The organism is Enhygromyxa salina (assembly GCF_002994635.1).
Classification (GTDB): Bacteria; Myxococcota_A; Polyangia; order Nannocystales; family Nannocystaceae; genus Plesiocystis; species Plesiocystis salina_B.
In genome coordinates, this window is sequence record NZ_PVNL01000069.1 from 130990 (window position 1) to 150861 (window position 19872).

General features: G+C 69.3%; 19 protein-coding genes. 12 read left to right on the forward strand and 7 right to left on the reverse strand.

Annotation, left to right across the window (positions count from 1 at the left end; all coding sequences use genetic code 11):
• Nucleotides 1–2: 2 nt before the first annotated feature.
• Both ENSA7_RS18310 and ENSA7_RS43845 read right to left on the reverse strand, forming a co-directional pair.
• Nucleotides 3–968, reverse strand: coding sequence for an electron transfer flavoprotein subunit alpha/FixB family protein (locus ENSA7_RS18310; RefSeq protein ID WP_106090588.1), 966 nt, complete (start codon nucleotides 966–968; stop codon nucleotides 3–5).
• Nucleotides 965–1789 carry an electron transfer flavoprotein subunit beta/FixA family protein gene (locus ENSA7_RS43845; RefSeq protein WP_181233870.1) on the reverse strand — a complete coding sequence of 275 codons (825 nt, stop codon included), beginning with the start codon at nucleotides 1787–1789 and terminating at the stop codon, nucleotides 965–967. The genes ENSA7_RS18310 and ENSA7_RS43845 overlap by 4 nt, the downstream gene beginning before the upstream one ends.
• A 144-nt stretch (nucleotides 1790–1933) precedes the next feature.
• Between ENSA7_RS43845 and ENSA7_RS18320 the strand changes: the two genes are divergently transcribed.
• Both ENSA7_RS18320 and ENSA7_RS18325 read left to right on the forward strand, forming a co-directional pair.
• On the forward strand, nucleotides 1934–2899 hold the full coding sequence (locus ENSA7_RS18320; protein WP_106090589.1) for a DsbA family protein: 966 nt from the start codon (nucleotides 1934–1936) through the stop codon (nucleotides 2897–2899).
• Between the two features lie 9 nt (nucleotides 2900–2908).
• A complete protein-coding gene (locus tag ENSA7_RS18325) occupies nucleotides 2909–3880 on the forward strand; it encodes a homoserine kinase (protein WP_106090590.1) in 972 nt (323 codons plus the stop codon).
• 16 nt (nucleotides 3881–3896) lie between these two features.
• Here ENSA7_RS18325 and ENSA7_RS18330 read toward each other — a convergent pair whose 3' ends face one another.
• Nucleotides 3897–4724, reverse strand: a complete 828-nt coding sequence (locus ENSA7_RS18330) for an undecaprenyl-diphosphate phosphatase (protein WP_106090591.1) — start codon at nucleotides 4722–4724, stop codon at nucleotides 3897–3899.
• Nucleotides 4725–4825: 101 nt separating this feature from the next.
• Here ENSA7_RS18330 and ENSA7_RS18335 point away from each other — a divergent pair, with 101 nt between their 5' ends.
• The 5 genes from ENSA7_RS18335 to ENSA7_RS18355 all read left to right on the forward strand — a co-directional run bounded on the left by ENSA7_RS18335 (nucleotide 4826) and on the right by ENSA7_RS18355 (nucleotide 8373).
• Nucleotides 4826–5005 carry a hypothetical protein gene (locus ENSA7_RS18335; RefSeq protein WP_106090592.1) on the forward strand — a complete coding sequence of 60 codons (180 nt, stop codon included), beginning with the start codon at nucleotides 4826–4828 and terminating at the stop codon, nucleotides 5003–5005.
• 120 nt (nucleotides 5006–5125) lie between these two features.
• The gene (locus ENSA7_RS18340) at nucleotides 5126–6211 is read left to right on the forward strand and encodes a lipase family protein (protein WP_181233871.1); all 1086 of its coding nucleotides are present in this window, start codon (nucleotides 5126–5128) and stop codon (nucleotides 6209–6211) included.
• A gap of 7 nt (nucleotides 6212–6218) precedes the next feature.
• Nucleotides 6219–7247: a PA0069 family radical SAM protein gene (locus ENSA7_RS18345; protein ID WP_244923841.1), complete on the forward strand. Its 1029-nt coding sequence runs from the start codon at nucleotides 6219–6221 to the stop codon at nucleotides 7245–7247.
• A gap of 89 nt (nucleotides 7248–7336) precedes the next feature.
• Complete coding sequence (locus ENSA7_RS18350) at nucleotides 7337–8008, forward strand: YceI family protein (protein WP_106090595.1); 672 nt, start codon at nucleotides 7337–7339, stop codon at nucleotides 8006–8008.
• A 5-nt stretch (nucleotides 8009–8013) separates the two neighbouring features.
• A complete protein-coding gene (locus ENSA7_RS18355; protein WP_106090596.1) occupies nucleotides 8014–8373 on the forward strand; it encodes a Rieske (2Fe-2S) protein in 360 nt (119 codons plus the stop codon).
• Here ENSA7_RS18355 and ENSA7_RS18360 read toward each other — a convergent pair whose 3' ends face one another.
• From ENSA7_RS18360 to ENSA7_RS18370, 3 genes are read right to left on the reverse strand one after another with little or no spacing between them, the layout of a single operon-like run.
• Nucleotides 8374–8772: a TerB family tellurite resistance protein gene (locus tag ENSA7_RS18360; RefSeq protein WP_106090597.1), complete on the reverse strand. Its 399-nt coding sequence runs from the start codon at nucleotides 8770–8772 to the stop codon at nucleotides 8374–8376.
• Between the two features lie 29 nt (nucleotides 8773–8801).
• Nucleotides 8802–9785, reverse strand: coding sequence for a peptidyl-prolyl cis-trans isomerase (locus ENSA7_RS18365; RefSeq protein WP_146157833.1), 984 nt, complete (start codon nucleotides 9783–9785; stop codon nucleotides 8802–8804).
• Between the two features lie 57 nt (nucleotides 9786–9842).
• Nucleotides 9843–10619, reverse strand: coding sequence for a peptidyl-prolyl cis-trans isomerase (locus tag ENSA7_RS18370; RefSeq protein WP_106090599.1), 777 nt, complete (start codon nucleotides 10617–10619; stop codon nucleotides 9843–9845).
• A gap of 1003 nt (nucleotides 10620–11622) precedes the next feature.
• On the opposite strand from ENSA7_RS18370, the gene ENSA7_RS18375 reads away from it, so the two are divergent.
• Complete coding sequence (locus tag ENSA7_RS18375; protein ID WP_106090600.1) at nucleotides 11623–12894, forward strand: RNA polymerase sigma factor RpoD/SigA; 1272 nt, start codon at nucleotides 11623–11625, stop codon at nucleotides 12892–12894.
• A gap of 171 nt (nucleotides 12895–13065) precedes the next feature.
• Nucleotides 13066–14895, forward strand: a complete 1830-nt coding sequence (locus ENSA7_RS18380; protein ID WP_181233872.1) for a D-alanyl-D-alanine carboxypeptidase/D-alanyl-D-alanine-endopeptidase — start codon at nucleotides 13066–13068, stop codon at nucleotides 14893–14895.
• On the opposite strand, the gene ENSA7_RS18385 is transcribed toward ENSA7_RS18380, so the two are convergent.
• Nucleotides 14892–15761: a patatin-like phospholipase family protein gene (locus ENSA7_RS18385; RefSeq protein ID WP_146157834.1), complete on the reverse strand. Its 870-nt coding sequence runs from the start codon at nucleotides 15759–15761 to the stop codon at nucleotides 14892–14894. The genes ENSA7_RS18380 and ENSA7_RS18385 overlap by 4 nt on opposite strands.
• Before the next feature lie 78 nt (nucleotides 15762–15839).
• Here ENSA7_RS18385 and ENSA7_RS18390 point away from each other — a divergent pair, with 78 nt between their 5' ends.
• Genes ENSA7_RS18390 through ENSA7_RS18400 form a run of 3 tightly spaced genes read left to right on the forward strand, consistent with a single transcriptional unit; the run spans nucleotide 15840 to nucleotide 19785 of the window.
• Nucleotides 15840–17936, forward strand: a complete 2097-nt coding sequence (locus ENSA7_RS18390; protein ID WP_106090603.1) for a M3 family metallopeptidase — start codon at nucleotides 15840–15842, stop codon at nucleotides 17934–17936.
• Entirely contained in the window at nucleotides 17933–18763 is an 831-nt protein-coding gene (locus ENSA7_RS18395) for a gamma-glutamyl-gamma-aminobutyrate hydrolase family protein (protein ID WP_106090604.1), read from the forward strand. Before ENSA7_RS18390 ends, ENSA7_RS18395 begins: the two co-directional genes overlap by 4 nt.
• Nucleotides 18760–19785 (forward strand): hypothetical protein, encoded by a 1026-nt coding sequence (locus ENSA7_RS18400; RefSeq protein WP_106090605.1) that lies wholly within the window; start codon nucleotides 18760–18762, stop codon nucleotides 19783–19785. The genes ENSA7_RS18395 and ENSA7_RS18400 overlap by 4 nt, the downstream gene beginning before the upstream one ends.
• Nucleotides 19786–19872: the final 87 nt, after the last annotated feature.

Consider the following 19872-nt stretch of genomic DNA (forward strand, 5'->3'; position numbering starts at 1 on the left):
CGCTAGGACTTGCGGGCCTGAACGAGCTCGACGAAGCGGGGCAGCGCGTCTTCCCACTTGGCGACCAGACCGTAGTCGGCGACCTGGAAGATCGGCGCCTCCGCGTCTTTGTTGATCGCCACGATCGTCTTGCTGCCCTTCATGCCAGCGAGGTGCTGAATCGCCCCCGAGATCGCCACGGCGATGTAGAGGTTGGGCGCCACGATCTTGCCGGTCTGGCCGACCTGGAGATCGGCGGGGACCATGCCCGCGTCGGTCGCGGCCCGGCTGGCTCCGAGCGCGCCACCGAGCAGATCGGTGAGGTCCTCGAGCACCTTGAAGTTGGGTCCCTCGCGCATGCCGCGGCCACCCGAGACGACCACATCGGCCTCGGTCAGCGCGGGGCGGCTGCTCTGGGTCTTTTGGATCCCGACGACCTCGACGCCGCGGGTGTCGACGCTGACGCCGTCGATCGCGGACACCGAGGCCGCGGCCCCGGCCGCCGCGGGCTCGAACTCGCTGCCGCGCGCCGTGAAGAACACGATCTCGCCGCTGAGTTTCTCATCGAGCAGCGCGCGACCGGCCGAGATCGGGCGGGTAAAGGTGTCGCCGCTCTTGACGGCCACGACCTCGGCGCACAGGGGCGCGTCGAGGACCGCCGCCGCGCGCGGCAGGCAGTCACGCAGCGTCGAGCTGGCGGTGCCACCGATCACCGACGCACCCACGGTCTTGGTCGCGTGCACGATCGCGTCGGCCCAGGCCTCGGCCGTGAACGGCTCGAGCGCGGGATCTTGGATCGTGTGGACGGTCGCGGCGCCGTAGCCGGCCGCCGCGATCTCGGCGGCCGCCGAGGCGTCCGCGCCAAGCACCAGCAGGTGCAGCGGGATCCCGCGGGCGTCGGCGATCTGTTTGGCCGCCGCGATGCCGGGCAGGCAGTGCGGGCGCAGCTTGCCGCCAGCGGTCTCGAGGACAACGAGTACCTTGCTCATAGGACCTTCGCCTCCGTGGCCAGTTTCTCGACCAGCTCTTCGATCGACCCGATCATTTGGCCGGCCATGCGACCGGGCGGCTTGTTGACGGCGACCGTGGACTCGCCGCCAGCGTTGGTCACGCCCAGGTCACTCGGCGTCTTGACGTCGACCTTCTTGCGCTTGGCCATGGTGATGCCGCGCAGCGAGGCGAGGCGAGGACCGTCGGTGAACTTGTGATCCGCCGGGTTGACGCCGTTGCGCACGCTGGTTGGCAGCACGACGCGCAAGTCGACGCTCACGACCGCCGGGAGCGGCAGCTTCTTGACCTCGACGCCGTCGTCGACCTCGCGGTGGACGCTGAGCGTGTTCCCGCTCTGATCCCAGTCGATCTCGGCCGCGAAGCAGGCCTGCGGCCAGCCGAGCAGCCCGGCCACGCGCTGGCCGACCTGGTTGCCCTCGTTGTCCTGCGACAGCTTTCCGGTGATCACCATGTCGACGCCCTCGTCCTGCGCGACCTTGGCGATGATCTTGGAGATCGCCGCGGTGTCGAGCTCGCTGTCGTCGGCGTCGACGATCACGCCACGATCTGCGCCCATCGCCAGAAACTGCGTCATGTGCTGACGCTGCTTCTGCGGGCAGATCGAGAGCACGATGATCTCGGCCAGCTTGCTCTTCTTGTTGTTGACGTCCTCGGCGAGCCGCAGCGCGGTCTCGACCGCGTACTCGTCGAATGCATTCGGGACCCACTTCACCGAAGAGAGATCGAGCTCGCTGCCAGCGAACTTGAGGCTCTCGTCCGGATCTGGGATCCGCTTGACGGTCACTAAAATCTTCGTCAACGGGCTTCTCCTGAGGGCGGCTATATCGCCCCTGAGGCCGCCAGCGTCAAGCGGGAGCAGGGCCCGGCCAGCCGGACCCGCTTGCAGGCTCCCACGCGCTGCGCTAGCGTTCCCGCGCGTCGCGCCACGCGACAGCTGCCCAAGATGCGTTGCATCCGCGAATTGTTCGACCGCGCTTCCCTGGCTCTGATCACGGCGCTGTGCGCTGTGGTCGCGACGACAGCCTGCACCGCCTGCACACCGCCAGGTCCGGATCAGCCCGACACCTCGGGGGCCAGCCGGACCGAGCCGGTCCGGCCCAAGCGCGAGCGTGAAGAGCTGCCGCCGCCGCCCGAAGATCAGATGATCCGCGTGGCCAAGGGCGTCGACCTGGGCAAGCTCAGCGAGACCCAGCAGGCCACCTTCTATACGATGATCAACACCGAGCAGAGCGCGTGCGACAAGCCGCACTCGCTGGCGACCTCGCTGCGCGTCGATCAGGACTGCCGCAACTCGATGATCGTCGCCCAGTTCATCGCCGACCGCCTGGCCAGCGGCGCGACGCCCTCGGACGTCAAGCTCGACATCGACGAGGTCGTGCGCGCGCTGACGCCGTATGAAATCCCCACCGAGGGCCGGCCGGTCTACGGCAACGAGCGCGCCCCGGTGACCGTCGTGGTGTTCGCCGACTTCGAGTGCCCGCACTGCAAGATGGAGGCGCCGAAGCTGCGCAAGGCCGTGCAGCAGTATCGCGGCCAGGCCCGCCTGGTCTACCTGCACTTCCCGCTGCGCATGCACGCGCGGGCGGAGGTCGCGTCCTGGGCAACCGAGGCCGCGTTCCGTCAGGGCAAGTTCTGGGAGATGCACGACCTGGTGTTCGACCACCAGACCCAGCTCGAAGACGAAGATCTCGAGCGCTACGCCGGCCAGATCCAGGGCCTGGATCTGCAACAGTGGAAGGCCGACTTCCAGTCCGAGAGCAGCAAGCTCGCGGTCGCCAAGGATCGTGCGCTCGGCGAGACCCTCGACATTCAGGGGACGCCGGCCGTGTACGTCAACGGACGCCACGTCACGCCACTGCTGTGGGGCGGCAGCCTCGAGGCGTGGATCGACGACGCCCTGCGCCGTTAGGGCCACCCCATGAGCGACGACCAGCGTGCGTGGCCGCATCCGTGGGTAGAAGCCTACGCGCCCGCGACCGTGTCCAACCTCGGACCTGGGTTCGACTGCCTCGGGCTCGCCGTCCACGGTCCCGGCGACACCGTGCGGGCGCGTCGGCGTCGACAACCTGGCGTGGTGCTGACCAAGATCACCGGTGACGGCGGCCGCCTGCCGTTGGCCGCCGATCAGAACACCGCCTGCGTGGCGGTCACCGCGATGCTCGAGCGCGCGGGTGTGGCTGACACGCTCGGCGTCGAGCTCGAGCTCGACAAGGGCCTGCCGCTCGGCAGCGGTCTGGGCTCATCGGGCGCGAGCGCGTGCGCGGCCCTGCTCGCCGCCGCGGGAGCCCTGGATCTGCACGTGGGCAACGACGCCATGATCGAGGCAGCCCGCGCGGGCGAGGCGGTCGCCTGCGGCAGCCCGCACCCCGACAACGTCGCGCCCGCGATCCTCGGAGGCATCGTGCTGATCGCCGCCACCCAGCCGCTGCGCGTGGTGTCGCTGCCGGTCCCCGAAGATCTGTGGCTCGCCATCTACACCCCTGGATGCGAGGTCAAGACCGCCGACGCGCGCGCTGTGTTGCCGCACCAGGTCGGACTGGACGCCGCAGTTCGTCAGTCGGCCCGCCTGGCCCTCCTGGTCCACGCGCTGCACACCGGCGACCTCGCGCTGCTCGGCGAGGCGATCGTCGACGAACTCGTCGAGCCCGCCCGCGCCCACCTGATCCCCGGGTTCATGGACGCCAAGATCAACGCGATCGAGGCCGGCGCGCTCGCGTGCACGATCAGCGGCGCCGGCCCAACCTGCTTCGCGCTGGCGAGCTCGAACGAGCAGGCCGTCGCGCTGCTCGAGATCCTCGACGAGAGCTTCACGCACTCGGGGGTCAGCGGTCGCGGTCAGGTCGATCAGGTCGGGCCCGGCGCGCGGGTGACCTCGAAGCCGCTGCATTGAACTCGACGCGGCGGTATCAGCCAACGACCAGCGCGATCGTCCCGAGCACCGCCAGGTAGGGGACGAACGGCAGCATGCCGACCTTCTCGATCAGACGTAGCAGCAGCTGCAGCGACACCAGTCCAACCGCGAAGCTGACGACGAAGCCAAGCGCGAACGGCCCGGCGGCGACGTGCGTCGGGGCGTCGCCGCCAAGTAGATCGAGGGCCTCCTTGCCGGTCGCGGCCGTGATCGCCGGAATGCTCAGCAGGAACGAGAACCGAGCTGCGCGGGCGCGGCCGAGGCCGAGGGCGAGACCCGCCGCGATCGTCGAGCCCGAGCGGGACACCCCCGGAGTCACGGCGAGCAGCTGCGCGCAGCCGATCAGCAGCGCATGCTGCAGTCGCGGGGCGGACGCTCGATCGTCGGTCGGCGGCCGGCTGCGGTGGGTGAAGGCCAGCAACGCCGCGGTCAAAATCAGCGCTGCGCCGATCCAGCGGACCTCGCCCTCCATGCGGACCACCAGTTCTTCGACCCCGGGCAGCAACACCACGCCGAGCGGCAGCGAGCCGATGATCAGCGCGAGCCACATGGGGCGGGCCCAGGCGATCGCCTGGGGGTCCAGCAGTCCGCGCACGAGCTCAGCGAGATCGCGGCGGAACACCACCAACACCGCCAGCAAGGTCCCGGCGTGGACGACGATGTTGAAGCTGTGGCCGGCCGCCTCGGCGTCGACGCCGAGCCAGGCCTCGGCCAGCGACAGGTGCCCCGATGACGAGATCGGCAGGAACTCGGCGACGCCCTGAACCGCGCCAAGGAACGCAGCGAGGCCATAGCCAAGCTCGGCGCCGGGGCTGGCGAGCATCGCTGGCTTGTATCCCGGCCGCTCGTGGGCACCAAATTTGGCCCCGCGGACGCACGGTCGGCTGAGCGCGGGTGAGCACAGGTGAGGTATAGAAGGCGCGGATGCGTTGGCTCCTCGCAGGTCTCGCGCTCGTCGGTCTGGTTCAGGCGGTGGTCTGGATCGGCCAGCCCAGCGCGCCCGCGGGCCGGCGGCTGCTCGGGGTGTTCGCGGCTCCGGTCGCGCTCGTGCTGCTCGTCGTCGCGCTCGTGGCGACCCGGGTTCCCGAGCTGCTGTTCGACTAGATCAGCAGGGCGCGGATTTTTCGGTGTGCTCCAATGCGCCCGCAGCGGCCGTGGGAGGCGACGGTGCGGTAGCGAGCCAATCTTAAAGCAAGGCGGTGTGAGCGCGAGGTCACCGCTCGCGTGGCTGGTGATAGCGTCGGGCAGATGGGGGCCGACGCGGACCGCGTGCAACTGTGCCTGTCGCTCGTGGCGTACGCGGGGGCGGCTGGCGAGTCCGCTCGGCGAGCCAGCGCGCTGCATCGAAGCCTCGCCGGTTGGCTGGCCGAACTACCGGTCACACAGGATCACGAGATCGTGTGGGGCCCGGCGAGCTTTCGGCTGTGGTGGCAACCGAGCGCGCCCGCGTTGGTCGTGTTCGTGACTCGCTCGCGCCGACCCGACGACGACGCGTGCTATGTGGTGATCCGCGGAGGCGCGCCGCTTTGCGTGTGCGATCCCAGCGTCGAGAGCTTGGGCTGGTTCGAGCAAGAGCCGTGGGTCTGGGCCCGCAATCCGGGTGACCTGGCGCCGGCGGTGTGCAGCGGGATCCATCGGCAGCTCGACGTGATCCGCGAGCTGACCGTGGACGAGCAGCTGCCCGGCGCGGGCCGGAGCCTCGCAGAATTTTTGGCCGCGTCCGTCAATGCGCTCGACGGCGATCGCAAGCTGCCCGTGCACGTGGTCGGTCACGGGCTCGGCGGCGCGCTGGCGACGGTCGTGGCCCTGTGGTTGCGCGATACCCAGGGTAGCGGCGCCTCCCGCGATGTCGGCTGGGATCCGGCCCGCCACGCCAAGCTGCACTGCATGGCCTTCGCCGGGCCCACCGCTGGCAACGGTGACTTTGCGATCTACATCAGCGAGCGGCTGGGCGCGCAGCTCGAGCTGATCCACAACTCCCTCGATCACGCGGCCGCGCTGTGGGACACCCAGACGCTGGTCGGGCTGGCGGATCTCTACCGACCGCACGTCGTCGAGCCCACCGTGATCCGGGTCGTGATCGAGGCGCTCGGCGAGGAGCTCGAGCGCCACGGCGTCGAGTACGAGCAGCCGCCCGCGCGGGTGCTGCCGGGCCAGCTCAACACCCAGCTGCCGCCGAGCTACGCGGCCCAGGCCGCGTACCAGCACCTGCATGCCTACGTCGAGCTGCTCGGGCTCGCCGGGCAGATCGACGTCGACGCGATCCTGGGGCTGTGCTCGGGCACGGACGACGGACCCGTCGCGCAGTAGAGCCGCCGTGCCCCGCCCGCTCGCGAACCCGCCGAACCCGTGGCTCTCGTCCCACGTCGAGTGGCTCGGCCCACCGCCGGACGCCAAGCTCGAGGTCTATGAGGAGCAGGCCAAGTCGATCGTCAATCGCAACGACAGCCCCGACATCCCGTTTCGCTGGTCGATCAACCCGTACCGGGGCTGCTACCACGGCTGCGCCTACTGCTACGCCCGGCCCGGCCACGAGTACCTGGGGTTTGGGGCCGGGACCGACTTCGAGCGCAAGATCGTGGTCAAGCAAAACGCGGCCGAGCTGCTGCGCGCGCGCTTCGAGTCCCGCTCGTGGACGGGCGAGGCGCTGATGTTCTCCGGGGTGACCGACTGCTACCAACCGCTCGAGGCCGCGTATGGGCTGACCCGCGCGTGCCTCGAGCTGTGCGTGGACTACCGCAACCCGGCGTCGTTCATCACCAAGGGCGCGCTGGTGCGGCGCGACGCCGAGCTGCTGGCCAGGCTCGCCCGCGAGGCCGCGGCCTCGGTCACGCTCTCGATCGGATTCGTCGACGACGCCATGGCCCGCAAGATCGAGCCGTGGGCGAGCCCGCCGAGTCGCCGCTTCGCCGCCATGCGAGCGCTGGCCGACGCCGGGGTCCCGGTCGGGATCTCGGTCTCGCCCGTGATCCCCGGACTCAACGACGATCAGATCCCCGAGCTGCTCGCGACCGCCAAGCAAGCGGGGGCGAGCTGGGCGTTCATGATCTTGCTGCGGCTGCCGGGCTCGGTGTTGCCCGTGTTCGAGGAGCGCCTGACCGAGGCCGTGCCGCTGCGAGCCGCCAAGGTGTTTCGCGCGATCGAGGACATGCGCGGCGGCCAGCGAAACGACGCCCGGTTCGGCTCGCGGATGCGCGGGCAAGGTCCGCGGTGGCAGGCGATCGAGACCCTGTTTCAGGCCCATCGTCGCCGCCTGGGCCTCGAAGACACGACCAGCACGCCGATCGAGCAGGCGCCCAGCTTTCGACGGCCCCGCGCGCAGCGCGAGCTGTTCGAGTTGGGGTAACTGTCGGTTGGGGCCGGCGAACGGCATCCTCGACGCCGGCCCGAGACGCGCTCGCAAAGCCGCGATACACAGTCCCCCCCGAACTCGATATGACCACGCAACGCTTCCGAACCATCCTGTCCCCACGCAACCTGGCCCTGGCCCTCGCGCTCACGAGCCTCGCCGCCTGCAAGAGCGAGATCGACGAAAAGCCCAAGGCCAAGGTCGAAGACGCCGAGAAGGCGCCCGAGAAGGCGCCCGACAAGCCAGACGGGGCCGAGGCCACCGAGGCCAAGACCCTGGCGCTGGTGACCGAGGGCTCGAGCGTCGGGTTCATCGGCGCCAAGCTGACCGGTGACCACAAGGGCAGCTTCGACAAGTTCGAAGGCAACGCCCAGGTCGAGGGCGGCAAGCTCAGCTCTCTGGAGGTCACGATCGAGGTCGGCTCGATGACGACCGACGCCGCGGATCTCACCGGTCACCTGACCAGCGCCGACTTTTTCAACATCGCCGAGCATCCCCAGGCCAAGTTCACCTCGCTGAGCATCACCGAGAAGTCTGGCGAGGGTGGGGCGACCCACGAGATCGCCGGCAACCTCGAGCTCAAGGGCCAAGCCAAGAAGGTCACGTTCCCGGCCACGCTCGAGGTCTCCGACGCGGGCGTCCACGGCAAGGCCGAGTTCTCGATCGACCGCAAGCTGTGGGGCATCGACTACCCCGGCAAGCCCGATGATCTGATCAAGGACGAGGTCGCGCTGCTGCTCGATCTCAACTTCAAGTAAGCACGATGCAGGTTCGCGTCACGAGCGTCGTCAGCCTCGCCCACGGGCAGGCGCGAAAGTTCGGGTTCGAGCGCGGCGGCGAGGTCTGTGAGGGATTCGTGCTGCGCTCGGGCCAGGACTTGGTCGCCTATCACAATCGCTGCCCGCACCTGGGCGTCGATCTCGACATGGGCGAGGGGCGGTTCTACTCGGCGCTCACCGATCGCATCATCTGTAGCAGCCACGGCGCGCTGTTCGTGCCCAGCTCGGGCTTCTGCGACGCGGGGCCCTGCGCTGGCGACGGGCTCGAGCGGTTCGAGCTCGAGCTCGACGGGGTCGACGCGGTGATCACGATCGCCGACGTCGACCCGGATCCGCGCTGGTAGTCACTCGGTCGCCAGCGCGACTTCCACGCCCAGGATCCGCGCCGTCGCCAGCACGAAGTCGGTCTCGCCGATGTCGACCTGACCGTCGGCGTAGGCCAGCCCGATCAGCTCGGTCACGAGCCGCTCGCGATCTTCGCGGACGAGCAGGTCACGCAGGCGCGCGGCCGTGGCCTCGACCAGGCTGAACACCGCGCGCTGATCCGGCGCCCCCTGGTACAGCGCGACCGCCCGCTCGAGGACTTCGTGCAGCTGCTCGCGGGTCGCCCCGGGCATCCACTGGCCGACGCGCTCGACGATCCGCACGAGCTCGGCCTCGACCAGCTCGCCGTCGGCGGTGCGGGCACAGGCGACAAACAAGAACGCGATCGCGGCTGGGTCCTGCTCGTTCCAGGTGGTCATGGCGGTCCGGTCCCTACAGGCGAATGTCCCTACAGGCGAATGTCCACATGGGCCCGGCCGCGCAGCTGCTCGCGCAGATCGGCCTCGGCCTTGTTGCGAACCTCGGTGAAGATCTGCTCGCGCAGCGGCTCCTTGGCTTCCTCGAAGCCGAGCAGATCCGAGCTCACGACCTCCTCGACGACAAACACCACGAAGCCCTGGCCCGACTCGAGCGGGCCGATGACGTCGCCCGCGGAGGCCGCGAACAGGCGCTCACCGATCGGCCGAGACACCGAGCTGCGCGTGACCTGCTCGAGCTTCGCTGGCTGCTGCAGCTCGGCGGCGACGGCCTCGACGTCCTCACCCTGGGTCAGGCGCCGGACCACGGCCTTGCTGGCCTTGAGCTGGGCGTCGCGCTCGGCCGGGTCGTCGGTCGACTGGAACACCAGGCGCCGGACCTCGAGCCGGGCCTCTTCGCCCTTGCTGAGCTGGCGGTAGCGGTCGAGCACCTGCTGATCGCTGACCGCGACGTTGAGCAGCATCCCGAGCAGCTTGTAGAGGATGATGTCCTCGCGCAGCTTGGTCCGGTACTGGGCCCACGTGCCGTAGCGCAGGCTCTCTTCGACCGCGCGCTTGAGCTCGGGGACGCCGCCGAGGCCGGCGTTGCGGGCCAGGTTCTGCAGGTAGGCCTCGACCTCGGCCTCGGTCGCCGTGATCTGGAAGGTCGGGGCCTGCGCGAGCATCAGCTTGCGGGCGACCAGCTCGTCGAGCGCCGACGGCCGCAGCTCCGCGAGCTTGCGCAGCATCTGGTCTTCGCTGGCATTTTGGCTCTGCAGCTGGGCCAGCTCCGCAGACACGCGCTCGTCGTAGACCATCCACACGTCGAGATCGCTGTCGAGGATGATGTCGTCGTTGACGACCGCGACGATCCGGTCGAGCACCACAGGCTCGGCGTGGGCGGGTCGACCCACCAACGTCACCACCAGCGAGGCGGCGGACACGGCGAACAGCGAGCGTCGAGCGATGGCGCGCACCCCCGCTGAGTAGCATGTTTCGCCCTGCACAACACGGGCGCCCGAGCGGATTCCAGCCTACTGGAACCGCTTGGCCAGCTCGGCGTGGAGCTCGGCCTCGACGGCGACCAGCCGAGCCTCGCGCTCGGCCTCCACCAGCTGCTCTTGGACCTCGGGATCCTCGAACGCGAGCAGGCCGGCCGGGACGATCTCGTCGACCTCGCCGATCATCAGGACCTGCCCGCTCAACACCGGCGACGGGACCACGTCGCCCACGCCGAGCTTCGGGTCGAACAGCACGCGGTGGTAGGCCGGGAACTCGGCGTCGTCACGCTTCATCAGGGGAGTCCGGACGACGGCCCCGAGCTCGTCGAGGCGCAGCTCGCCCGCGCCCAGCCGCGCCAGGTCACGCTCGCCCTGCTCCCAGGTCTGGACACGAACCACCCGCATTCGCCTGCGCTCGGGTGTGGCGAAGCGCTCACGCTCGCGCTCGTAGCGAGCTCGCAGGGCCGGGGTGTCGGCCGCGACCTCGGCCCGCGGAAGTCGGCGCTCCAGCATGGCCGCGAGCTGCAGCTGCGCGAGCTCCTCGAGCACCGCCCACTCGACCCGCGGATGGTCGGTGAGCCCGGCGTCGCGAGCCTCCTGGACCAGCAGCTCCTCGTTGATGATCGCGGCCACCAGCGCGCGCTGGCCATCTGGGCCGCGAAACCTGGCCTGGCCAAACGCGTCGAGCTGGGCCTGCGAGGCCTCGACCTGTGCCGTCTCGACCACGACCTCGCCGACGCGTGCGACCGCGCCTGCTGGAACGCCCTCGATCGTGGCCTCGCATGCCGCGAGCATGACCACGCTGGTCACGGCTAGTCCGATTGCCCCCTTGCTCAAACGGCGCGACCGAGCGCACAATGGCGGTGCGGTCATCGGATGACTCGATCGAGTTCGAGGGTGCACCGCGGCACAATAACGCAGCCACGTGGTTTTTGGAGGCTGCGCGCGCGGTGGATCTGTTCCATCGAGCGTCAATCGCGTAACGACCCGTGCAACGATCGTCGTCAAACTGTTCTGCGCGCGCGCCAGGATTCTGGCCCGCGCGCGGGCGGCATCGATCGAGCGGCTGCGGCTGCCCGCGGTGTATCGGAAGTCGGCAAGTGTGTCGTGATGACACGCGGGGGCGGGCGCAAAAATGGACGGGGAGTTCAGCCCCATGCGTAGCGATCGCGGCGTGGATCTGGCTAGACAGTGAGCCACGGACCACAGCTGTCGCGCGCGCGCCGTGGCCACGCGCTGCAGCGGCCAGCTCGCCGACCTCGAATCGCACCTGCGCAGCTAACGACCCCTGCAATGCCAGCAGCATCCACTTTCGTCACACATGTGCGCACCAAGCCGTGCATGGATCGAGCGCGAAATTGCCAGCGCCAGCGTGCCACAGCTGGTCAGAACATCGGTTGCCCTACGTACATGAGGGGTCCGAACGGGCTCGGCCCGAAATGTGCACACGCATTCGGGCAGTGACGCCGCGAATGCATTCCGATACCCGCGCGATTCCGCCGGGTACCCGCGCGAGGCCAACCGGATTCACGCGCGCGGGTGTGGGACCTCAATCCCACGCGCGCAGGCAGTCACTCGAGTCGGTCGCGCCCGCGCCCGCTGGACCCACCCCTGAAACAACTGAAACCCCGTTCTCGTACTTGCATGCGCCGCAGGTCACACCGACCTCGCAGTCGCTCGCTGTACTCCCTGCGCCGCCCCCACGGATCCGCTGTCGAAGCTGGGTTCCTGAGGGCTCGAGCACCAAAGTTGCGTAGCTCGCTAGAGCTTCCCCTGCAAGCAAGACCCGTAAGTCAAGAAAAGAGGAGCTGTCATGGCACCCACCAAAACCACCCCGACCCCAACCCGTCGTTCCAGCGCCCGCAAGTCCGAGACGCCGCTCGGTGCCTACCTCGGCGACGTATCCAAGGTCGACGTGCTGACACCCGAGGAAGAACAGTCCCTCGCCGCCGAGATCGCAACTCGCCGGCTGGCTTGCTGGAAAGCGCTGTTGTCGTACCCGCCGTTCGTCGGCGGCATCATCGAAGTGCTGACGAAGGCGCTGGAAGATGACAACTGTGAGGGGCTCCCCCACGCGGAGCTGACGCAGATCGCCGAGACCTCGCGGGCCTATCGAGACCGCGAGACCAAGTCCAACCGCGAGGCCTATTACGCTGCGCAGCAGGCACTGGCGGCGGCCATGGCGGAGCTGGATCTCGACGCCAAATACGCCGACATGATCGGCGCCGACCTCGAGGCGATCGACGCCAACCGGCGCGAGTGCGTGACCTTGCAGGTCACCTTCCCGCCCAAGGGCAGCCGACCGTTCGCCCGCTACATCCAGCGGGTCCGCGGCGCCAACCAGGCGATGCGCTACTCCAAGAACAAGTTCGTCAAGGCCAACCTGCGCCTGGTCGTGACGATCGCCCGGCGCTTCGACCACGGCCTGATGCCGCTGCAGGACCTCGTGCAAGAGGGCAACCTGGGCCTGATGAAGGCGGTCGATCGGTTCGACGGGCGCCGGGGCTACCGGTTCTCGACCTACGCCACCTGGTGGATCCGGCACGCGATCAATCGCGCGCTGGCCAACAAGGGTCGCACGGTCCGGCTCCCGGCCCACGTGTCGGCGGATCTCCAGCGCCTGCGTCGGGCCACCCGCGAGATCGAGGCCAAGACCGGTGACAAGCCCACGACCGCGCAGCTGGCCAAGGAGACTGGGCTCAGCAAGGTCCGGGTCCGCAAGCTCAGCAAGCTGACGCTCGACGGAACCGTCAGCCTCGACGCGCCCACCAGCGAAGAAGATGGGCGTGGCATGCTCGACCGGCTCGAGGACGACTCGAACCCCGAGGTCGCCGAGATGCTGGAGGTCGAGGCGCTGAGCGACCACCTGTACGAGTCGCTCACCGATCTCCAGCCGATCGAGCTGGATATCCTGCGGCGGCGCTACGGGATCGACGGCGGAGACACCGGTGAGAGCGACTTCGAGCCGATGACCCTGCGCCAGCTCGGCGAGCGGCACTCGCTGTCGCGCGAGCGGATCCGGCAGCTGCAAGAGCGCGCGCTCGGCAAGCTCCGCCGCGAGTTCGCCCGGCGCGAGCTGGTGTGATCGCAAACATACGCTTGCCGTTTTCGCTCAGACGCGCAAGATCAGCGGGGCAGCGGGTGACACGGTCGCCCGTGCTGCCGGCCTCATCCGATGCCCCGCTCGAGCAAAGTCGTTCCCGCCGCGAGCGGGAGCAGTATCCGGCTACCCGTCAGTCCAGCCCGACGTGCACCAGTGTTGTTGCTGGTGCTGCTGTGTGTGTGCGCAGCGGGGCTCACGATGCGGTGGAAGCGAGCGCAGGCCTATCGCGCGCCCACGATCCAGGACCTGCCGAGCTCGGACTCACGGCCGTGGGCCCACCCGCTGGTGTTGGTGCCGCCGCTGCCAGCTCCGCTGCCGCCACCGACCGCCCAGGAGAAGCTCGAGCAGCGACTCGGGGCGTTCGCTCGGCACGTCGAGCAAGTCCGGGGTGACAAGGCCCAGCCGCCGTTGGTCGCGTTTGGCTCGGAGTCACTGCGCGACAGCATCGAGCGGGCGATCGCTGGCATCGAGGATCGGGCGCAGGTCTCCGTTCACATCCGGGACCTCGACTCGGGCCGGGTGTTGTTCGACTACTTTGGCGACACCCTGCTCAACCCGGCCAGCAACCACAAGCTGCTCACCACCTCCGCCGCGCTCGACCTGCTTGGCCCGGACTACGTGTTCGAGACCCGGGTGCTGCTCGTCGGCGAGGTGCTGTATCTGATCGGTGAGGGTGACCCCACGATCGACGCCGAGGCGCTCGAGATCCTCGCTCACGAAGTCGCCGAGCGGCTGCCAGTCGCGACGATCAGCGAGATCGTCGTCGACGACACCGCCTTCTCGCCGCAGGTGTTCGGGCCCGGCTACTCGGACGACGGCTGGGGCCCGTCGTACATGGCCCCAAGCGGCGCGCTGAGCCTCAACTTCAACACCGTCGAGATCACCGTCTACCCGATCAAGGGCGCGAGCCGGCCGGCCGTCGGGATCGTGCCCAGCAGCCCGCACGTGGTCGTCGAGAACCGCGCCCGGCTCGGCTCGGGAGCGAGCAACCTGGACATCCGCACCCGACGTGAGCAGCTCGGCCGGGAGTCGAGCGGCGAGCCACCGCGCGAGGTCGGTGTGACCCACGTGGCGATCCAGGGCACCCTGAGCAAGACCAGCAGCGGCTACAAGGTTCGCCGCCGGGTCGTCGACCCCGGCCTGTTCACGGGCGGCGCGTTCGCCCTGATGCTGGCCGAGGCCAGCCAGAGCGAGCAGCTCCCGGTGCGGCTCGGGGTCGCGCCGCCCGTCTACCCGCGCAGCCTCGACGACGAGCAAGGCGACGGTGATCACCTCGAGTTCCCCCAGATGCTCGATCACGACGGCCCCGACGACGTGCTGCTGGTCGCCGTGCGCCGCAGCCCGCCGCTGCTCGAGATCGTCAACGGGGTCCTGACCTACTCCAACAACTTCATGGCCGAGCAGATCATGCGCAGCCTGGGCTGGCGGATGACGGGCGACCCGGGCGACTGGGACAACGGCAGCGAGGTCGTGCGCGGGTACTGGGCCGCGCTCGGCAACGACCCCGACGCCCTCGTGTTCGAGAACGGCTCGGGCCTGAGCTCGGTCGGGCGGGTCACGACCTCGGGCCTGGTCGATCTGATGGCCGTCGCCGCGCGCACCAACGCCGCGGGCTCCGGGCTGATCGACGCGCTCCCGATCGCGGGCGGGCCAGTCGGGACGCTGCGCACGCGACTGCGTCGGTCCGGTAAGCGCGTCCGCGCCAAGACGGGCACCCTCGACGGCGTCAGCGGCTTGACTGGGGTGATCACGACCGAAGACGGCCGGGCCCAGGTCGCCTTCTCGATCCTGATCAACGTGCGCGAGCACGGCCAGATGGCCGCCCCAGCTCGGCACAAGACCGAGGACAGCATCGTCCTGTCGGTGCTCGACCACATCGACGGGTGGGAGGCCGTGCGCGGCACCTTGATCCTCGACCTCGAGCCGATCGCCGTCACGCCCGAGCCGATCACCGCGAGCCCCGTCCGGGCGCCCCTCAACTAAAGCAAGCTCGCAACCCGGCGGCGCAGCACGGTGCCCTCGCGCTGGCCCAGCTCGTAGGTCGCCAGCACGTTGTCGGGCGAGGTGTAGTCCCAGGTCGTGACCGGCAGCTCGTCGCCCGGCGCCAAGTACAAGATGCGCCCGCCCTCGGGCAACCGCAGCGGACAGCGGGCGACCTTGAACGGGCTGCTCAGCAGGACCAGGATCCGGCCGCGGCGGGCCTGGTCCGGCAGCGCCCGGACCGGCACGTTGTCGACCAGCGCGCCGTCGAGGTAGCGAAGCCCGTCGCGACACGGCGCAGGCGTGACCGGGGGCGTGCTCGCCGACATCACCGCCCACTCCAGGAGCTGCTCGGGACCCGTCGCGTCGATCGAGCGCACAATCCGGGCGTCGATCCCCGGTGGCGGCGCAGCCGGCCCATGCACGCGGCCGATCCGGTTGCGCTGCTCGAACTGGCGCAGCGCGTTGATGCACGTGCGCAGCACCGGTGACTCCGCGCGCAGCACCGACATCAAGATGTGGACCGGCGCGGCCTCGCGGATCCGCGCGAACCCGCCGCCGTCCATGATGAAGCGCAGCGTGCTCCGGACGATCGAGTCGTGCGGGAACACGGGCTCACCCACGAGCGCGCGGTGGGCATAGAAGTTGCGCGGGTTCTTGCTCGTGATCTCGAGGAAGTAGGCCAGCGACTCGTCGACGCGCTCGCTGACGTTGACGAGGGCCATGATCGAGCCAGCGCTGGTGCCCGCCCAATTGTCGACGGGCGGGAGCAAGCCCTCGAGCGCCCGCAGCACACCCATGCCCCAGAAGGTCTTGCAACCGCCGCCCGCGAACACCACGGACAAGCCCGAGTCAGGGGCGTCGACCACGACGGAACTATAGGCCGCTGTCGCCGGTTTGGCACTCCTGCCCTTGCGCTCGTCGCCCGGGGGCGCCAAAAACGACCGATGACCCTCGCGGCCAACCCCCTCGTCCACGAGCGCTTCTCGATCGCGTTTGACCAGATCGACGCGGCCCAGGTGGAGCCTGCGATCGCACACCTGCTCGACCAGGCCGAGGCCGAGCTGCAGGCGATCGTCGCGCTGCCCGACGGGGAGCCGCGGACCACCGCCAACACCCTGCACGCGTTCGAAGAGCTCGGCCGTGGGCTCGAGTGGGCGATGGGCGTGGTCGGACACCTGGAGTCGGTGGCCACGACGCCCGAGCTCCGCGCCGCCTACGAGGCCGTCCAGCCCAAGGTCAGCCTGTTCAGCTCGCGGGTCTATCAGGATCCCGGGCTCTACGCCGCGCTGAAGCAGTTCGCCGCCACCTCGGAGGCCGCCGCGCTCGACCCGACCCACGCCCGGCTGCTGCGCAAGCTGCTCGACGCCTTCCGCCGCAACGGCGCGGAGCTGGGCCCCGACGACAAGCAGCGGCTCGCCGAGCTCGAGGTCGAGCTGGCGAAGATCACCACCAAGTTCAGCCAGAACGTGCTGGACGCGACAAACGACTACGAGCTGTGCATCACGGACGAGGCCCAGCTGGCCGGGCTGCCAGACAGCGCCCGCGCAGCGGCGAAGGCCTCGGCGGACAAGAAGGGCGTGGCCGGCTGGCGGTTCACGCTTCATGCACCGTCGATGATCCCGCTGCTGACCTATCTCGATGACGCCGAGATCCGTCGCCAGGTGTGGATGGCCTACGCGACCCGAGCCAGCGCGGGCGAGCGAGACAACCGCGAGCTGATCCGACAGATCCTGAAGCTGCGCGAGACCAAGGCCAAGCTGCTGGGGTACGCGAGCTTCGCGGATCTCGTCCTCGAAGATCGCATGGCCAAGCGCGGCGAGACGGCGCGGACCTTCGTCGAGGATCTGCGCGAACGCAGCGAGGCGTTCTTCAGGGCCGAGATCGTCGAACTCCAGGAGTTTCGCGCGACCGAGCTGGCCCAGACATCGGGCCAGGCATCGGGCCCAGCCGAGTCTCGCGAGCTGGCCGGCTGGGATGTCGGCTACTGGTCAGAGAAGGCCCGCCGGGCTCGCTACGACTTCGACGAGGAGCAGCTGCGGCCTTACTTCGCGCTCGAGGCCGTGCTCGACGGCATGTTCGAGCTGGTCCACCGGCTGTACGGCATCAACGTGGAGGTCGTCGAGGATCTGCCCAAGTGGCACGACGATGTCCGCACCTATCGGGTCCGCGACGGCGAGGTCGAGCTTGGCTGCTTCTACGCGGATCTGCACCCGCGCGAGGACAAGCGCGGCGGCGCGTGGATGAACAGCCTGATCACTGGGCTGCCCAGCGCTGGCCGACCGCACCTGGGCCTGATCTGCGCCAACCTGACCGAGCCGCTGGGCGACGAGCCAGCGCTGCTGACCCACCGCGAGGTCGAGACGATCTTTCACGAGTTTGGCCACCTGCTCCACCACCTGCTGAGCGAGGTGGAGGTGCGCAGCCTCGCGGGCACCAACGTGGCCTGGGACTTCGTCGAGCTGCCGTCGCAGATCATGGAGAACTGGTGCTGGGAGCGGGCGTCGCTCGATCTGTTCGCGCGGCACTACGAGACCGGCGAGCGGATCCCCGACGAGCTGTTCGACAAGATGATCCGCGCCCGCAATTTCATGAGCGCGACCGCGATGATGCGGCAGCTCGGGTTTGCGAGCCTCGATCTCGCGCTGCACCTCAACTATGCCCCGCTGTTGCAGGCGCCCGATCAGCAGGCGCCGCCGCTGCTCGAGTTCTGCAACGCGCAGATGCAGCCGTTCTCGGTCGCGCCGCTGCCAGTTGACTACGCGATGATCTGCGGGTTTGGCCACCTGTTCTCATCATCGGTGGCCTACGCAGCGGGCTACTACAGCTACAAGTGGGCCGAGGTGCTCGACGCCGACGCGTTCTCGCAGTTCAAGGCGGATGGGGTGTTCAGTCGGGAGGTCGGGCAGCGGTTTCGCGAGCGGGTGCTGGCGCGCGGCGACAGCCGTGACCCGGCTGAGCTCTACCGTGAGTTCCGCGGCCAAGATCCAGATCTCGACGCGCTGTTGGTCCGCTCCGGGTTGGTGCAGCGGAGCGCCGCGTGACCGCGCGCCACGCTGACCGACCCCGGATCGCGCTCACGGCCGCGATCATCCACGAAGACCCGAACCGCGCGCTGTTCAAGGGCAAGGCCCTGCAGTTCAGCGAGCAGAAGATGGCCCACGCGGTCTGGCGCGGTGGCGGGCTGCCGATCCAGCTGCTGGATCTGCGCGAGCGCGAGGCCCTCGAGCAGGCGCTCTCCGTGTGCGACGGGCTGCTCTTGCAAGGTGGCGCCGACGTGGCCCCGCTCAGCTACGGCGAGCAGCCCCTGCGACCGGAGTGGAAGGGCGACTGGATCCGCGACCAACACGAGCTCGCGGCGATCGAGGTCGCGGTCGCGCTCGGCAAGCCGATCCTGGGGATCTGTCGTGGGATCCAGGTGCTCAACGTCGCGCTGGGCGGCAGCCTCTATCAAGACATCGAGACCCAGGTCGCGGGCAGCCTGGTTCACCGCGACTGGAATCGCTACGAGATCATCGAGCACACCGTCGCGCTCGCGCGCGAGTCGTGGCTGGGCGACGTGTTTCGGGATCACGGGCGGGATCACGGGCAGTTGGGGTCGGGTGACGACGAGCTCACGCTGCTGACCAACACCGTCCACCACCAGTCGGTCAATCGCGTGGCGGACTCGCTGACCGTCTGCGCGCGCGCGCCCGACGGTGTGATCGAGGCGCTCGAGCTGATCAACGCCGAGCGCTGGGCCGTCGGCGTGCAGTGGCACCCGGAGTGGCTCGATGGCTCGGACGAGGGCGGGCCGCACCGGACCCCGGGCAACCCGTTGTTCTCGCGCTTCGTCGAGGTCTGTCGCGAGCGCGCTGCGGGCGGCTCGTGAGTCGTGCGCGCCCGACCGCGCTGGTGCGCGCGGGGTTTGATGAGGCCGGACTCGGACCGACGCTCGGTCCGCTGGTCGTGGCGGGGTTCGCCACTCGCGTGCGGGCGGACGGTGGTCGTGACCACGGCCCCATCGATGATCTGCTCGGTCCGCTGGCGTCGATCGTCGGTCCGCCAGGGATTCGTGATGGTCGGGTCGAGGTCGGTGACAGCAAGAAGATCCACACAGGCGCCCACAAGCTGGCGCGGATCGAGCGGAGCGCGCTGGCGACGGTCGGGTGGGTATACGGTCAGGTCCCCCGCAGCGTGTCCGAGCTGCTCGAGCTCGTGCTGGTTCGCGAGTTCGACGTCCCCGATGATCGCAGGGCGCCGTGGTGGACCATGCTCGACGAGGCCTTGCCGATCGCGGGTGATCGGGGCGACCTCGAGCACGCCGCCGGCCGCCTGCGCGAGGTCGCCGACGCGGCCGGCATCACGCCGCTGTGGTACCGCGCCGACCTGGTGTCCGCCGCGCGGGTCAATCGTGAGCTGGCCGCTGAACACCTGCTGGAAGGGACCAAGAACACCTGGGCGACTCACGCGGTCCTGCGCCTGGCGAAGCACGCGGTCGACAGCGTCGACGCCCCGACGATCGCGCTGTGGTGCGACAAGGCCGGGGGCCGGCAGGCCTACCTCGAGCCGCTGCACCGCGTTTGGCCCGACTCGACCAAGCGCATCGGCGTGGTCCTCGAGCAGCGCGATCGCAGCCACTACCAGGTCGGCCTCGGTCGCCGTCGAGTCGAGCTCGGGTTCGTGATGGGGGGCGATCGGGTCGACCCGCGGATCTCGTGGGGCTCGATCCTCGCGAAGTATCTGCGCGAGCTAATCTTGCGCGCGTTCAATCGATACTTCGCCGCGCGGGTGATCGAGCTGCGTCCGACGGCCGGTTACCCCGAGGACGCCAAGCGGTTCATCGCCCAGGTTCAGGCGACGTTGGGTGACGGCGGCGGGCTCGACCGCGACGCGTGGATCCGCTGCAAGTGACGCGAAAAGCACTCGTGGCACCCGGGGCAGTTTCGCGCCTGCGCGCTGCACGGTACGGGTGGGCAAGCTCGCGGGAATTTCAGCCAA

Bases quoted from the DNA above. Each gene is read 5' to 3' on its own strand.
- ENSA7_RS18310 (WP_106090588.1), bottom strand. From the start codon at position 968: ATGAGCAAGGTACTCGTTGTCCTCGAGACCGCTGGCGGCAAGCTGCGC.
- ENSA7_RS18320 (WP_106090589.1), top strand. From the start codon at position 1,934: ATGCGTTGCATCCGCGAATTGTTCGACCGCGCTTCCCTGGCTCTGATC.
- ENSA7_RS18325 (WP_106090590.1), top strand. From the start codon at position 2,909: ATGAGCGACGACCAGCGTGCGTGGCCGCATCCGTGGGTAGAAGCCTAC.
- ENSA7_RS18330 (WP_106090591.1), bottom strand. From the start codon at position 4,724: ATGCTCGCCAGCCCCGGCGCCGAGCTTGGCTATGGCCTCGCTGCGTTC.
- ENSA7_RS18335 (WP_106090592.1), top strand. From the start codon at position 4,826: ATGCGTTGGCTCCTCGCAGGTCTCGCGCTCGTCGGTCTGGTTCAGGCG.
- ENSA7_RS18350 (WP_106090595.1), top strand. From the start codon at position 7,337: ATGACCACGCAACGCTTCCGAACCATCCTGTCCCCACGCAACCTGGCC.
- ENSA7_RS18355 (WP_106090596.1), top strand. From the start codon at position 8,014: ATGCAGGTTCGCGTCACGAGCGTCGTCAGCCTCGCCCACGGGCAGGCG.
- ENSA7_RS18360 (WP_106090597.1), bottom strand. From the start codon at position 8,772: ATGACCACCTGGAACGAGCAGGACCCAGCCGCGATCGCGTTCTTGTTT.
- ENSA7_RS18375 (WP_106090600.1), top strand. From the start codon at position 11,623: ATGGCACCCACCAAAACCACCCCGACCCCAACCCGTCGTTCCAGCGCC.
- ENSA7_RS18390 (WP_106090603.1), top strand. From the start codon at position 15,840: ATGACCCTCGCGGCCAACCCCCTCGTCCACGAGCGCTTCTCGATCGCG.